General features: G+C 62.7%; 10 protein-coding genes. 6 read left to right on the forward strand and 4 right to left on the reverse strand.

What is annotated here, in order from left to right; genetic code table 11:
• Positions 1-2 precede the first annotated feature (2 nt).
• The 3 genes from BF95_RS28825 to BF95_RS25515 all read right to left on the reverse strand — a co-directional run bounded on the left by BF95_RS28825 (position 3) and on the right by BF95_RS25515 (position 3,217).
• On the reverse strand, positions 3-1,523 hold the full coding sequence (locus BF95_RS28825; RefSeq protein WP_235209607.1) for a TonB-dependent receptor domain-containing protein: 1,521 nt from the start codon (positions 1,521-1,523) through the stop codon (positions 3-5).
• Complete coding sequence (locus BF95_RS28830; protein WP_235209608.1) at positions 1,460-2,422, reverse strand: TonB-dependent receptor plug domain-containing protein; 963 nt, start codon at positions 2,420-2,422, stop codon at positions 1,460-1,462. The genes BF95_RS28825 and BF95_RS28830 overlap by 64 nt, the downstream gene beginning before the upstream one ends.
• A 144-nt stretch (positions 2,423-2,566) precedes the next feature.
• Positions 2,567-3,217, reverse strand: a complete 651-nt coding sequence (locus BF95_RS25515; protein WP_161774232.1) for a TetR/AcrR family transcriptional regulator — start codon at positions 3,215-3,217, stop codon at positions 2,567-2,569.
• A gap of 149 nt (positions 3,218-3,366) precedes the next feature.
• Here BF95_RS25515 and BF95_RS06855 point away from each other — a divergent pair, with 149 nt between their 5' ends.
• Genes BF95_RS06855 through BF95_RS06880 form a run of 6 tightly spaced genes read left to right on the forward strand, consistent with a single transcriptional unit; the run spans position 3,367 to position 10,699 of the window.
• Complete coding sequence (locus BF95_RS06855) at positions 3,367-4,989, forward strand: GMC family oxidoreductase (protein WP_043150289.1); 1,623 nt, start codon at positions 3,367-3,369, stop codon at positions 4,987-4,989.
• The gene (locus BF95_RS06860; RefSeq protein WP_043150290.1) at positions 4,986-6,476 is read left to right on the forward strand and encodes an aldehyde dehydrogenase family protein; all 1,491 of its coding nucleotides are present in this window, start codon (positions 4,986-4,988) and stop codon (positions 6,474-6,476) included. Before BF95_RS06855 ends, BF95_RS06860 begins: the two co-directional genes overlap by 4 nt.
• 3 nt (positions 6,477-6,479) lie before the next feature.
• The gene (locus BF95_RS06865; protein WP_043150291.1) at positions 6,480-7,640 is read left to right on the forward strand and encodes a sulfotransferase family protein; all 1,161 of its coding nucleotides are present in this window, start codon (positions 6,480-6,482) and stop codon (positions 7,638-7,640) included.
• Positions 7,627-8,805, forward strand: a complete 1,179-nt coding sequence (locus BF95_RS06870) for a hypothetical protein (RefSeq protein ID WP_235209609.1) — start codon at positions 7,627-7,629, stop codon at positions 8,803-8,805. Before BF95_RS06865 ends, BF95_RS06870 begins: the two co-directional genes overlap by 14 nt.
• A complete protein-coding gene (locus BF95_RS06875) occupies positions 8,787-9,554 on the forward strand; it encodes an SDR family NAD(P)-dependent oxidoreductase (protein ID WP_235209610.1) in 768 nt (255 codons plus the stop codon). The genes BF95_RS06870 and BF95_RS06875 overlap by 19 nt, the downstream gene beginning before the upstream one ends.
• Positions 9,555-9,592: 38 nt before the next feature.
• The gene (locus tag BF95_RS06880) at positions 9,593-10,699 is read left to right on the forward strand and encodes a phosphotransferase (protein ID WP_043150293.1); all 1,107 of its coding nucleotides are present in this window, start codon (positions 9,593-9,595) and stop codon (positions 10,697-10,699) included.
• Positions 10,700-11,319: 620 nt separating this feature from the next.
• Here the strand turns inward: BF95_RS06880 and BF95_RS06885 are convergent.
• Positions 11,320-12,351 carry an IS110 family transposase gene (locus BF95_RS06885; protein ID WP_043150294.1) on the reverse strand — a complete coding sequence of 344 codons (1,032 nt, stop codon included), beginning with the start codon at positions 12,349-12,351 and terminating at the stop codon, positions 11,320-11,322.
• Positions 12,352-12,510: the final 159 nt, after the last annotated feature.

The following is a 12,510-nucleotide window of genomic DNA, read 5'->3' on the forward strand; positions in this document are numbered from 1 at the left end:
GCTCATTCTCCCAGACGATAGCGCAGGGTCAGGCCATATTGGCGCGGCGGACCGAAGATAGCTGTGTTGAAGCCCAACCCCGCCCCCGATACGGCACCGATCGCCTGATAGGTCTTGTTAAAGACGTTGGTCATAGTGACGCCGACGTCGATCGGGCGGCCACCGACATTACGCCAGTCCAGCCGTATGTTGGCCAGGCCATAGGCTGGCAACGCCGTGTCGACGAAGGACAATTTGCTGGAATGATAATAGTCCGCCGACGCGTTGAGATCGCCCATCGCGCCCAGTGGGATGCGATATTGCGCGCCCAGCGTGAAGGTCGCCTTCGCCACCAGGTCGAACGGGATTTCCTGGGTTGTGAGATAAGCGGCGATCGGCGCAGGGGCGGTCAGTTCGCGCGTCTTGGTGTCGAGCAGGTTGCCGCCGAAGGTGAAGGTCAGCCGATCGGAAAACAGGATGCGTCCGTCAAAATCCAGCCCCGCGACGCGCGACTTGCCGGCATTGGCCAGCATCGTGCCCGACTGCGGATCGTTGTCCGCGCTGCAATCGCCATCGGGGGAAAAGGGCGCTTCGCCAAAGACCGGATCGCCCGCAACGCAGCCCGGCTGGGTCAGCAGGCCGCTCAGTGCGATCTGCACCCCGTCATAATAGCCCACAAAGCCCGACAGGTTCAGGCGGACGCGGACGTCGCCCAGCGTCCAGTCGGATCGCACCCCCAGTTCCAGGTCGGTGACTCGTTCCGGCCCGAAGGACTGATAGGGCGCCAGCCGCCCGCCGAAGGTGGGCGTATTGATGCCGCCGGTGCGATAGCCGCGCCGGGTGGAAATATAGGTGAAGAGGTCGGGCGTCACCTGCCAGTCGAAACCCACGGTCCAGGTGGGCGCATCGGATTTGGCGGTGTTGGTGGTTGCGCCGATCAGGATCGGGTTGGTCGATACGCATTCATTGGGGCGGACGGTCCCCTGGGTGGTGTTGTCGGTCGCCGTACAGGCGATTTCCTTGTCCCAGGTGTAGCGCAGCCCGGCGTTGAAGCGCAGAGCCTGGGCGATTTCATCCAGCTTTATGTTGACGTTGCCGAACAGCGCTTTGCTCTTTTCGGTGTAGAAATTATATTGGAAGGTGCCGTAATTTTCGGCCGGCAGGAAAGGTGGCAGCACGACCTGGGCGATCGAACTGCCGCTGCCCGTCGGGCCGTAGGGCTGGCTTTTCAGATAAAATCCGCCCACCAGCCAGTCCACCCGGTCGTCAAGCGCGCTGCCCTTGATCTGCACTTCATTGGTATATTGTTCGACGTTGTTGACAGCGCCTGCGTTCAGCAGGGTCAGCGGCAAGCCGGCGGGCAGTCCGGCAGCAGGATTGCCAGTCGTGATCAGCAACGGCACGCCGTCGGTGTTGATATTATAGTTCACATAGGTTTTGCGATAGCCGAAGATGTTGGTGAAGCTGACCCCGCTGTCGCTCAGGTCGATATCGGTGCGGTTGGTGATGCCCCAGCGGCGGGTGCGGTTGATTGCGGGGGACACGTCGCTGTCGATGACGCGGGGACACGCGCCTGCTGCGCCGCCAGCGCCTCCTGCATCGCGCTGCGCAGACCCAACAGGTCGATCAGGCTGGGATTGTCGAACAGGCTGGTCAGCAACACCGCGTCGCCGGTGTAGTTGTTGCGATACCAATCGAAGATAGTGAGGTTCTTGAAACCCTCGACTGGTTCGGCCAGCACGGACACGCGGAACGCGCGGGAATTGACGTCGTCCAGGTCGCCGCCCAGTCCGATATTCTTGGTATAACCGTCGCGCTTTTCGTACCGGCCCGCGACCCGTACCGCCAGCTTGTTGTCCACGATCGGGATGGACAGCGCGCCTTCCAATTGCTTGCGTTCATAGCGGCCGTAGCCCGCCTCAACATAGCCGCCCAGGACATATTCGGGCGCGGCGGGATAATAGAGGACGGCGCCGCCGGTGGTGTTACGGCCAAACAGCGTGCCCTGCGGCCCTTTGAGAACCTGGACCGATGCCATGTCATAGGTTGCGACGCCGCTGCCGAAGGTGGGCGCGGGCACATCGGCAAAATAGCTGACGACGGCAGGCGCGTTGGACCCGCTCAACGCCTTGGACTGGCCACGGATCTGGAACACCGAATTTTCGCGCCCGCCCGATCCGGACAGATAGACGCCGGGCGTCTTGATCATCAGGTCGGCGGTGGTTGCGATATTAGCTTCGCGCAGCATATCCGCGTTGAAGGCGGTGACGGACACAGGCGTCGACTGGATGCTTTCCTCGGAGCGGCGGGCGGTGACGACGATGTCGTCGATGCTAGGCGACGCCTGGGGCTGCGCCGTTTGGGCGATCGCCAGGACCGGCAGGGCCAGGGGTGCAACGGACGTTAAAAGTACCGCAAGACGCGCGGTGAAAATCGGGCGCATTTCATCTCTCCCTGAGCAGCAGAACGTCATGTTCTCGCAAGCCTGACCTTTGCCAGTGCCGTCGGGAGAAGTAGAAGACGATCGTCTTAGTCGTGCCTATCGCCGGAGAGGGCCCTCGATTTTCGTCCATGACCCCGCCAATCGTCAGCCGGGCGTGTCGGCGGCTTCGACGAAGGGCGGCAGCATCAGCAAGGCGCAGCCTGCGGTGATCAGGTCTTCAAGATATTGGTCGGAGCGCGGATAGGCGCCGCCGGTCAGATTGGCGACCCGGTCCCCATAGCTGACGCCCATCAGGAAATTCGTCACCGCCACCGACAGGCGCATGGTGAAGACCTGGTCCGACATGGCGGCGCAGCATCCCCGCAACGCCTGATGAACCAGCGCGACCGCCGGTCCTTCTCTGGCTCGGTCAAAGGCTTCGTCAAACGGATCGTTCAGGATCAGGTGCAGGATGAACTGCGAATAAATCCACCTCTGCCGCCCTGCGAAGGCGTCCAGCACCGGCAACAGGAATAATTCGAGCAGGCCGCGAATATCGTCGGGCAGGCGCGGCAACCCCTGCATCCGCAGCATCCGGCAATCGTCCACTTCCGCCTGGCGGATGTCGTAAATCGCCCGGATCAGTAATTCCTTCGATCCGAAATGACGATAGATGGCGGAGTTATTGCCCTGCTTGGCGACGCGCAGGATTTCGCGGATGGATGCACCCTCGATCCCGCGTTCGGCGATGATTTCCTCCACGGCGAGCAGCAGCTTGCGCGCGCCGGGTCCATAATCTTCCCATTTACCCTTCATGCCCGCACGCATCGCAATTCGCTGCCGCCAAGCCAAGCGGAAAGCGAACCACCCGCGACGAGCGCGCCGACCGTCCACCTATCACCCGACAGGTGGGACTAAGGCCACGTCTATGGTCTTTAGCGGCTATGGCGAGGAACTCGAACGGCATGAACCAGAATGGCTACGACTATATCATCATCGGCGCCGGGTCGTCCGGCTGCGTCCTGGCGAACCGGTTGTCGGTCGACCCGGCGGTCAAGGTATTGCTGGTGGAAGCTGGCCCGGACGACAACAGCCCGCTGATCGCCATGCCGCGCGGCATCGGCAAATTGCTGGCGCCGGGCAATCCCCATGTGTGGGACTATGCCGTGTCGCCGGGCGGCAATGCGCCGCAGGAAAGCTGGCTGAAGGGGCGCACGGTCGGCGGATCGAGTTCGGTCAACGGCATGGTCTATGTGCGCGGTGCGCCGGCCGATTACGACGCGTGGGAAGCGGCGGGCTGCACCGGCTGGGGCTGGCAGACGATGGGCCGCCATTTCGTCGCGCTGGAGGATCATGCGCTGGGCACCAAGGCGTGGCGCGGGACCGGCGGCCCGCTCAAGGTGAGCATCCATCCGTCCGGCGATCCGTTGTGCGAAGCGTTCCTAAACGCGGCCGAGCAGGCCGGGACGCATCGGGTGGACGACATGAACGACATCCCTGCGGTCACGCAGGGTGGCATGGGCTATCAGCCGATATCCACCTATCGCGGCAAGCGCTTTTCCGCTTCGCGCGCTTTCCTGAAACCGGTGCGGGGACGCGCGAACCTGACCGTGGTGACCGATACCGACGTGCAGCGCATCCTGTTCGACGGGCAGCGGGCCAGCGGCATCCTGCTGCGTGACAAAAATGGCCTGCACGAAGTCGCGGTACGGCGCGAAATCATCCTGTCGGCGGGGGCCATCCAGAGCCCCAAATTATTGCAACTGTCGGGCATTGGCCCCCGCGCCCTGCTCGAATCGCTGGCCATTCCGGTCGTGGTCGACGCGCCCGGCGTCGGCGCCAATTTGCGTGAACATCGCTATCTGAGCTTTACCTACAAGGTGCGCGGCAACAGCCTGAACCAGAAACTGTCTGGCCTAGGTCTGATCGCGTCGGTGCTCCGATACTTCTTCGGCTCGAAAGGGGCGCTGACCCACGGCGCGCATGAAGTGGGCGGCTTCATCAAGACGCAGGCGTCGCCCGACCGGCCCGATGCCCAGATCGGCCTGGGGCTCTATTCCTTTCATACCGATGCGAAGGGCGCGGTGGTGCTGGACCCCTATCCCGGCATGACCGTCATCGCCTATTATCTGCGGCCCGACAGCCAGGGGCAGGTGCGGATCAGCGCCGCTGATCCCGATGCGCCGCCCGTTATCGACGCCAATCACCTGGCCACCGATGCCGACCGGCGGCACTTCGTCGCCCTGTTCCGCTGGCTACGCGATCTGGCCACGCAACCCGCGCTCAAGGACTGGATCGTCGCGGAAACCGGCAAAACCGTGGGCATCGAGACGGACGAGGACATACTGGCCAATGCCATCAGCCTTGGCGGCACGACATTCCACATCTGCGGCACCTGCCGGATGGGCGCGGACGAAGACGCCGTACTCGACCCGCAGTTGCGCGTGCGCGGCGTCACCGGCCTCCGCGTGGTCGATACCTCCATCATGCCGACTATTGTGTCGGGCAACACCAATGCGCCAGCGATGGCCATCGCCCTCAACGCCGCGGAGATGATCCTGCGGCCCGGACAGGATATCCACCCATGACCATCCCGTTCACAACGATCGACAAACTCTACATCGACGGCGCCTGGGTTGCCGCAGGCGCGGAGCGCGACGCTATCATCAATCCGGCGACCGAAGCGGTGATCGGCCACGCGCCTGTGGGCAATGCGGCGGCGGCGGAAGCAGCGATCGCGGCGGCCCGCGAGGCGTTCGACCATGGCGTGTGGCCGCGCATGGCGATGGCCGAGCGCGCAACCTATCTGCGCCGGATGCACGCGGCGCTGGACGCGCGGCGGCCGCAGATCGTCGCGCTGATCGTGGCGGAGGTCGGTTGCGCGCAGGGCGTGACCCACGGGATGCAGGTCGCCAATCCGCTCGACCATCTTCTCGCTGCGCTGGAACATTCAACGCGCGACGATAGTGTCCGCCTGCCGATCGACATCACCCCCAATCCCTTCGACCCCGATGGCCCCCGCAAAATGGGCGGCACGACGGTCGTTCGCGAGCCGGTCGGCGTGGTCGCAGGCATTACCGGCTATAACTTCCCCTTCCTCATCAACCTGGCCAAGATCGTGCCGGCGCTGCTGGCGGGCAATACGCTGGTGCTCAAGCCGTCTCCCTTCACCCCCTTTTCCGCGTTGCTGTTCGGCGAGATCGCCGACGAGATCGGCCTGCCCAAGGGTGTGCTGAACGTCATCACCGGCGGGCCGGAGGTTGGTACGATGCTGACCAGCGACCCGCGCGTCGACCTGGTCAGCTTCACCGGGTCCGAAGGCGTCGGCGCGGCGATCATGGCGCAGGCGGCCCCGACGCTGAAGCGCGTCCATCTGGAACTGGGTGGCAAGTCAGCGCTGATCCTGCGGCACGATGCCGATGTCGCGCGGGCGGCGGCGATGGCAGTCGCCGTGCTGTCGGTCAATGCGGGCCAAGGCTGCGCGCTCCTTACCCGCCTGGTCGTCCATAACAGTATCCGAAAGGCGTTCGTCGAAACCGCCTGCGCCGTCGCCAGCCAGTTCAAGATCGGAGATCCTGCCGATCCGAGTGTGGCGATGGGGCCGTTGATCCGCGAATCGCAGCGGAGCAAGGTCGAAAATCTGATCGCCATCGGCCGCGATGAAGGCGCGAAGATCGTCCATGGCGGCGGGCGGCCTGCGGGTCTGGACAAGGGTTTCTTCACCGACATCACGATTTTCGACGATGTCGACAACAGCATGACTATTGCCCAGGAAGAGGTGTTCGGCCCGGTCGGCTGCATCATCGGCTTCGACACCGACGAGGAAGCAGTCCGCATCGCCAATGATAGCCGCTATGGGCTGAATGGCGGCGTCGAAACGGCGGATGCGGCCAAGGGATACGAAATGGCCCTGCAAATCCGGTCGGGCAGCGTCATGCTGAACGGCGGCACCGGGCGCATGAGCTATGCGCCGATCGGCGGCTATAAGCGATCGGGTGTCGGGCGCGAATATGGTCCCGATTGGCTGCATGAATATCAGAATCAGAAGTCGATATTCTATCCGTTGGGGATATAAGCCATGGCAACGATCAGCAGCGCCCATGATTTCCCCGACGCCGATACGCTTCTGGACCGCTATCCCCTGCCCGACTATCTGCGCGACAATGTCAGGCCCGGCCTGACGATGTTGCTGGCGTCGATGGCGGAGGACCGCGATCTCAACGCCAATGGCCATGCCCGCGCCCTGCATATCGTCAACGATGATCTGTCGCGCCTGAAAGCGATAGCCGACGATCGCGCGCGCTACCCCGAAATTGCCGAGGTGGAGATCAGACAACCACTGTTCATCCTGGGCCTGCCCCGTTGCGGCACCAGTTTCCTCCATGCGTTGATGGACGGCGACCCGCAGGTCCGCACTCCACTGATGTGGGAAGTGGCCGAACCCTCGCCCCCGCCAGAGGCCGCGACAGCCAATACAGACCCGCGCATCGCCCGCTTCGACGCGCATCTGCGCGCGCAATTGGGCGCGGATGCCGACGAATTGCTCAAGGCCCATCCGCTCGGTGCCAAAATACCGCAGGAATGCGGGTCATTCATGACCACGTCGTTCCAGAGCAGCAATCCCTGCATGTTCCAGCATCTCCCGCGCTTCTACGACTGGTTCAAGGGGATCGACGCAACCTTCCGCTACGAGGTGCACAAAATGTGGCTCCAGCATCTGGGCTGGCGCCATCCGGGCAAACATTGGGTGCTCAAGATTCAGGAGCATATGTACAAGCTGCCTGCGTTGCGCAGCGTCTATCCCGACGCGATATTCATTCAACCGCATCGCGACCCTACCACCGTTATCGCCTCCATATCCCAGCTTATCAGCGTCATTCGCGGGCCATCCTACGATAATCTCGACCTGCACGCGCTGGGGGCCGAGTTTCTGCAACTCTGGTGGGACGGGGTGAAGTGCAGCATGGACTATCGCAAAGCGCATCCCGAGCTGCCGATCCACGACATGCGCTACAAGGATCTGGTCGCCGATCCGGTCGCCACCATCCGCGCCGCCTACGACCATTTCGGCTGGGACTTCACGCCGGAATCGGAAGCGGGCATCCTTAGCTGGCTGCACGACAATCCGGCGGGCAAACATGGCGCGCGCAGCTATACGCTGGCCGATTACGGCCTGACCACCGATCAGGTCAGCGACCGGTTCGCCGAATATATAGAGACATATCGTGCCTACATCTGAACCGTCTGCCTGGCGCGGCTGGCTGGAGACGATGGCCAGCGCGGACAGCGTATTGGACAGGTTGACGGACCCCGCAGACCCGCAGGCGCGGGCGGAGGCGCATCGCCTGCTCTTTGCGGCGCTCGCCACCGGCTACCAGACCGCGTTCGCCGACGCCGATCAGCCCGATTTCGTGCCGTCGGTCAGCAATGTGCTGAACACCGTCGGGGTCAATCCCGACTTCATCTATGGCGCGGCGCGGATTGATGGTAGCGGTATTTACCGGCTGTCGGGCCAGCGTGGCGACGGGGTGTTCATCTTCATTGATCTGGTCGCAGGCGGGCTGGGACCGATGGAGCAACTGGGTCCATCGGTCGGCATGATCGACCTGGATGCCTGCACATTGGGGCCGGGCGGGGCGTTCGACATATTGGTCAGTGGCGAACGGCCGGACGGTCATACGGGCGACTGGTTCCCGCTCGATCCACGTGCCGTCACCATCGGCCTGCGCCATGCTTATTATAACTGGGGCGTGGGCCGGGAATTGCGGATCGCCATCGAGCGGGTCGACCGGCCCGTGGGCGGCGCGCCCATGCCTGCGGCCGAGATCGTGCATCGGCTCGATCGGTTGTCCGCCTTCGTCGAACGCTATGCCGGTTTCGCGCTGGGCTATGGCCAGCGACAGCGGGCGCAAGGCTTCATTAACAGCCTTGAATATGACGACTGGGCCGGACGCGGCGGCGTGGCCGGGCAGCATTATTATCAGGGCATTTTCCGGCTGGAAGCGGGGCAAGCGATGATTATCGACACCGCGATGCCCGATCAGGTCCGCTATTGGAATGTGCAGCTGAACGATCCGCTGTGGAACACGATCGACTGGATCAACCATCAGAGCAGCCTGAATGGCGGCCAGGCCGTTCTGGATAGTGACGGCCGCTTTCGCGCCGTGATCGCGATCGACGATCCCGGCGTGCCCAACTGGCTGGACCCGGCCGGGTGGCTGGAGGGATCGCTGATGCTGCGCTGGACCGGCGCGAGTTCGGGGCCGGAGCCGGTGCTGAAAATCGTGCCGGCGGCAGAGATACGCGCGCACCTGCCCAGCGATACGCCGGTGGTGACGCCAGAGCAGCGCGACGAAGCCCTCCGTCGGCGCAGGCGCGGGGCGCAATGGCGGCGACGCTGGTGATGGAATTTACCGGCAAGGTGGTCCTCGTCACCGGGGCGGGATCGGGATTGGGTCGGGCCGCCAGCCTGGCGTTCGCGCGCGAGGGGGCAACACTATGCCTGCTGGGGCGCAGCGCGTACAAGCTGGCGGAAACGGCGCGGTTGATCGGGGAAGCGGGCGGCCGTAGCGTGGAGCTACCCTTCGACCTGGGCGATGCCGATGATTGCGCCGCTTCGATCGCAGCGGCCATCGCGGCGTTCGGGCGGCTTGACGTGCTGTGCAATATCGCCGCCGATGTGATGTTCCACCAATTGCCGGACGTCACCGCCGCACAATGGCATCGCACCATCGCGTCCAACCTGTCCGGCCCCTTCTTCCTGATGCAGGCGGCGATGCCGCACCTGATCGAAAGCCATGGCAATATCATCAGCGTCGCGTCCACCGCGGGCTTCATGGGCCAGGCCTATCTGGCGCCCTATACAGCGTCCAAATTTGGCCTTGTCGGCCTGACCCTGTCGCTGGCGATGGAGATGATGGACATCCCGGTCCGGATCAACGTGCTGGCCCCCGGCCCGATGCGAACGGAAATGTTGCAGGGCATGGCATTTCCCGACTTCGCCGATCCCCGATTGCTGGCCCGTTACACCGGGATGCGGCCGCCCTGTCCTCCGGAGGATGTAGTGGAACCGCTGCTGTTCCTGGCGTCCGACCGCGCGCGCCGGGTGCATGGCGCCTGCTGGGCGGTCGATGGCGGGATCATGGCCGGTTAGCCCCGCCGAGATAATATAGCAGAAAAGGATAGCTTTGTATGGCCGACCCACTGGCGCACCCGACATCGGCGGCGGACATCACGCCCGCCTATCTGACCAGGCTGATGGCGCAGGCCGTGCCGGGCGTGACCGTCACTCATGTCGATATGGTGGAGGCCAAGACCTATGGCGAGCAGTTCGTGTCCACGGCGGGGCGCGTGATCGTCAATGTCCGTTATGGGCCGGGCAGTCCGGAGGACCTGCCTACCCGCCTGGTCGTGAAGGTTGCGCGCGGCGTCGACAAGATATTGGCGCCCTTCTACGAAAATGAAGTCAATTTCTACAACCGCGTCCGTCCCGAACTGGACCTGGAGACGCCGCGCAGTTTCGGCGCGGGCTTCGATGCGGTATCGAGCGACTTTGCCATCGTGCTGGAAGACCTGACCCTGCGCGGCGCGACCTTCCCCAGCGTCCTGTCGCCGGTAACGCTCGACAATGTGCGATCCATCCTGTCGCAGCAGGCAAAGCTGCACGCCCGCTTCTGGGAAAGCCCCCGCCTGCGGCCCGGCGGCGATCTGGCCTGGGCGGGCAGCCATGTCGAGGGCAAGGTGGCGGAACTGATGATGGTGGGGGCCGAGCCGCTGATCCAGCATGAGATCGACACGGTGTCATTCAAGCGCGAAATGGTGCAGCGACTGCGCACGACCGGCCCTGCCCTACGCAACGGCACCTTGGCGCTGCACCGGCACCAGCAGAGCCTGCCGCAAACGCTGGTCGAGGGCGACATGCATATCGGTAACAGCTATATATTGCCCGATGGGTCGGGTGGGCTGCTCGACTGGCAACTCACCTGTCGCGGCCATCATATGCATGATGTCAGCTATCTTGTGACGACGGCGCTGTCGGTGGAGGATCGCCGCGCCCATGAACAGGATCTGGTCCGCTTCTATCTCGATAGGCTGGCGGTCGAGGGCGTGGCCGATTGCCCCTCGTTCGAGGAGAGTTTTACCGAGTTTGGCCGCTGCCTGATGTGGGGCGTCTATATCGGCTGGCTGACGACGCCAGTAGTCAATTATGGCTGGGAGATCACTGTCATGAACCATTTTCGCCTGACCACGGCGTTCGAGGATCACGAAACAGCGCGGTTGATAGCACAGGTAGTGTGACAGATCGAGCTTAGCGACGCGCCCCCCGCTCGTCAATGCAGAGGGCAGCGTCGAGGGGTTCGTAACCACGCCACAACCGCAGAGATCACCAGCATCTTCGAGAGAGAGCGCCTGTCTCCCATTCTCATCGCTATTTGAGATCTAGCGGCATCGACATGAACAATTACCGAATCGCGATCAGAATGGCGACTTCAACCGGCACCTGACGCCAGAAACAGCAGTGCAAATGTGGAAGCTGGCGTTGAACTACGAATTATAGTCGACTTGTAACGGTTGTATAATCGCGTTGTATAATCGCGTCCCTCCAGTCAAGCGTGGTTGGCATGGGGAAGGCCTGATCGCGTCGGGCATTGCGTCGACACGTTAATCAACCTTGTGCTTGTTTTTTCTCAATGCGGCGTGTCGCGCGAGGGTGTTCGTATGCCGGGAGCAGGGTTGTCTTCGCGGTCGGCATAAAGCCGCCGCATGATGGGTCTCCGCAGGCAAGGTCTTCCTATGTTTTGTGCGCAGTCTTTAAAAAGCTGCAGCCGTTAAAGCGGAATGACCTGACCCACGTCCRCGGCAGGGACGCCTCAATACGTCAGATGCTGACGCGCTGAGAAGTTAAGCWGGTGAATTGGTTATGCGGTGACGCCAGCCGATGTGTTGAATGCCTCTCCTGTTTTGAGCATTGTGTGCATGATGACTGCCAGTTTGCGGGCCACAGCGACCGCGGCGCGCTTGAAACCCAGCCGCTCGCGCAGCCTGAGGCCCCAGTCTYTGAGGCCGCTCTGGTTGCTAGCGTGGGTACGCGTGAGAATGACCGTTGCCGCCTCGTATAAGAGGCCGCGCAGATAGTTGTCGCCTCGCCGCGAGATGTGGCCGTCATAATCCACTTCGCCTGATTGGTAACGCCGCGTGGTAAGCCCGAGCCAGGCGCCGACCGCGCGTGAAGTTTTGAAGTTTGCKGGGTCTTCGATCGCCGCAGCATAGGAGACGGCCGTGACCGCCCCGACTCCCGGGATCGTCATCAGCARCTTGATTGCCTGGCTTTGCCGGGCTGCGGCGAGCAACTGACGATCAAGTTCWGCGGCGCGCTTGCGGATGTCGCGCCAGGCCTCYAGCAAAGGCAATATGATCTGTGCCAGGCCATCCCTGCCGTCCAGAAGCTCGCGGACATTCCCGTCGAATACACGGCCTGTACCCTTGGGAACGAYGATGCCAAACGTCTTCATGACCCCGCGGATCTGATTGCTCAGCTGCGTTGAGATGGTAAGCAACAGGTTGCGGGCGCCCACCAGTGTGCGGGTCAACATGGCGTCGAACGACTTCACCCKGACCGCCTTGTAAAAGCCGGCTTCTGCCAGTTGGGCCAGACCGTCAGCATCATTGGCATCAGTCTTGTTGAGCGTCTCGTTCAATATTTTCTGCGCATGRCGCGCTTCGATGCAGAYCGCGGGAACTCCCGCCGCCGTTAATGCATGATAGAACCAKGTCGACAATGGACCTGTCTCGAATACCACCCGCTCCGCATGCGGGGCGTGTTTGCGGACTATCTGCGCCAGGATCTGGGGATCCGATGCGCACTTGCCGCGCCAGATCCGTTTTCCATCCTGACGAATGGAGATCGCGGTATCTTTTAGTGAAACGTCAAAGCCTATATACTGTTTCATGGTTGCTCTCCGTGCGATGCTTGGGCCCGGTGCCAATCGTGAGCCCGTTTTTCCATCATATCGGGGGGCAACCACCCCTGTCAGCTATATCAAAATGCTGATGCCCGGGACGAATCGCGCCGCGATTATCCCATGTTTTGTTCCCGTGAGCTTGTCGCT

Origin of the sequence: Sphingobium sp. Ant17 (assembly GCF_000588875.1) — a bacterium.
Taxonomy (GTDB): Bacteria; Pseudomonadota; Alphaproteobacteria; order Sphingomonadales; family Sphingomonadaceae; genus Sphingobium.